2 protein-coding genes are annotated in these 2,570 nt (G+C 66.3%); both read left to right on the top strand.

The window, feature by feature from the left end; translation table 11 throughout:
• On the top strand, positions 1-1,075 hold a 1,075-nt coding region (locus tag AAC083_RS15010), incomplete at its 5' end, for an alpha-2-macroglobulin family protein (protein WP_445206872.1).
• A 10-nt stretch (positions 1,076-1,085) separates the two neighbouring features.
• Positions 1,086-2,570, top strand: a 1,485-nt coding sequence (gene pbpC / locus AAC083_RS15015) for a penicillin-binding protein 1C (protein WP_108537024.1), incomplete at its 3' end; no start/stop codon positions are given.

The raw sequence follows: 2,570 nt of genomic DNA on the forward strand, positions 1-2,570 counted from the left end.
GTACGGCGAGCGCTGGAGCGGTGCCCCCGAGCATAGCCGGTTGGCCTATCAGGCCTACAGCGCCTATGTGCTGGCCCGGGTGGGCAAGGCGCCGCTGGCTACCCTGCGCCTTATCTGGGAGCAACAGGCCGATCACGCCCGCTCCGGTTTGCCGCTCTTGCACCTCTCGCTGGCCCTCTCGGCCATGGGGGATGAGCAGACCGCCGCCAAGGCACTCAGCCGGGCGCTAGGGACCGAGCGTGGGGACGACTATCTGGGGGATTACGGTTCCCCCCTGCGCGATGAAGCCCTTGAGCTCTCCTTGCTGCGCCAGTACAAGCTGGCTTTGGAGCGCTGGCCAACGCTGAGTGCCAAGGTGGCCGATACCCTGGCTCACCGTCAGTGGCTCAGCACTCAGGAGCGGTTCGCCCTGTTGCGACTCGCCCGCTTCGATCCGGCTATCGACTGGCAGGCCAAGGTAACTTCCTCTCTTGGCAGTGAATCCCTGAGCGGTTCGGCTCCGCTGCAGCAGGGCGCCCCCGAGGCACTGGCCGCCAGCGCCGTCGCCAACGAGGGCAAGGGCTCGCTCTATGTGCAGCGCACCCTGATCGGCTACCCCGAACGGGCTCCTGCCCGGTTGAGTCAGGGGATAAGCGTGACCCGCAGCTGGTTCAACAGCGAGGGGCAGCCGTTTGATCCCGCCAAGGTGAAGGTCGGTGATCTGGTGGTGGTGCGGCTCAATGTCAGCAGCAAATCGGCGGTGCCCGATGCCCTGCTGGTGGAGATGGTGCCCGCTGGTTTTGAGCTGGAGAATCCGGCCCTTGGCAACAGCATCAAGCTGGAAGAGCTCTCCATCGAGGGGAAACCGGCGTGGCAGAGCGAGTGGAACGACTACTTCAAGCATCAGGAGTTTCGCGACGACCGCTACACGGCGGCGCTGGATTTGAGCGAGGGGAGCAACCAGCAGCTGGTCTACCTGATGCGGGCGGTGACGCCGGGTCGCTATCAGGTGCCGCCGACCCAGGTGGAGGATATGTATCGGCCCGAGCTGCGGGCCGTGGGTGAGGATATCCATGAGGTAACGATTTCTGAGTAGCTGGCGCTTTATGAGTCGCAGACACCCTCTGCGTAACGTCCCCCCCCTTGAGCGGGGCCACCCGCTCACTTTCTGGCAGCGCGGCTGGCTGAGACTTCGCCGCAGTGGCCGCGCCTGTCGGCGTTGGCTGGGCCGTCTGCCACGCTGGCTGCGCTTCTCGGGGCTGGGAGCTGTCGCCCTGTTCCTGTCGCTGCTGGCGCTGGATCGTATTTTCCCGCCGCCGCCGCTCGACCCCGCCTACGCGCGGGTGGTGCTCGACATGAAGGGGAGGCCACTGCGCGCCTTTGCCGACACCAGCGGCGTGTGGCGTTACCCCGTGACGCTGGATCAGGTCTCCCCCCGCTATATCGAGGCGCTGCTGGGCTACGAGGATCGCCATTTCTGGCGCCATCCCGGGGTCAATCCGGTGGCCATGGTGCGCGGAGTCTGGCAATGGCTGCGCTACGGGCGCGCCGTCTCGGGCGGCTCGACCCTCACCATGCAGGTGGCGCGCCTGATCGAGCCCTATCAGAGGTCGATACCCGGCAAGCTGCGCCAGATGGCGCGTGCGCTGCAGCTGGAGTGGCACTACGACAAGCGCACCCTGCTCACCGTCCACCTCAACCGGGCGCCGTTTGGCGGCAATCTGGAAGGGGTGCAGGCAGCCAGTTTTGCCTATCTTGGCAAGAGCGTGGCCAAGCTGACTCACGCCGAGGCGGCGCTGTTGGCGGTGCTGCCGCAGGCCCCCAGCCGCAACCGACCAGATCGCCATCCCGAGCGGGCCCGCGCCGCCCGCGACAAGGTGATGCAGCGACTGGTGGCACAGGGGGGCTGGCCCGAGCAGGCGTGGCAGGAGGGACGCATCGAGCCTGTGCTGGCTCGCGGCCATTTCACCCCGATGGAGGCGCCGCTGTTTGCTCGTCTGGCCGCCGACAGCCAGTCGGGCGCCCTGGTGCACACCACCATAGACGGCGATCTGCAGCGTTGGCTGGAGACGCGGGTGGCGAGTTATATCCGCCGTTTCCCCGAGCAGACCTCTGCTGCGCTGCTGCTGGTGGACAACCGGACCATGGAGGTGCGCGCCTATGTGGGCAGCGCCGAGTATGGCAATTTGCGCCGCCACGGTTATCTCGACATGGTGCAGGCGATCCGCTCCCCCGGCTCCACCCTCAAGCCCTTTATCTACGGTCTGGCGATGGATGAGGGGCTGGTGCACTCGGCCTCCCTGCTCTCCGATGCGCCAAGGTTGGGCTCGGACTATAGACCCGCCAACTTTTCCGGCGCCTTTCAGGGGCCGGTGACCCTCACTCAGGCATTGCAGCAATCCCTCAACGTACCGGCGGTGCAGGTGCTGGAGGCGCTTGGGGCCGACAAACTGGTCAGCCGCCTCGACAACGCCGGGGTTAGATTGGCGCTCTCCGACAAGCCCAATCCGGCCATTGCATTGGGGGCGGCAGGCATTCGGCTCGAGCAGTTGGTAGCACTCTACAGCGCGCTGACCCGTGAGGGGCAGGTG

This window comes from Aeromonas sp. HMWF014, from assembly GCF_963878295.1.
GTDB lineage: Bacteria > Pseudomonadota > Gammaproteobacteria > Enterobacterales > Aeromonadaceae > Aeromonas > Aeromonas popoffii.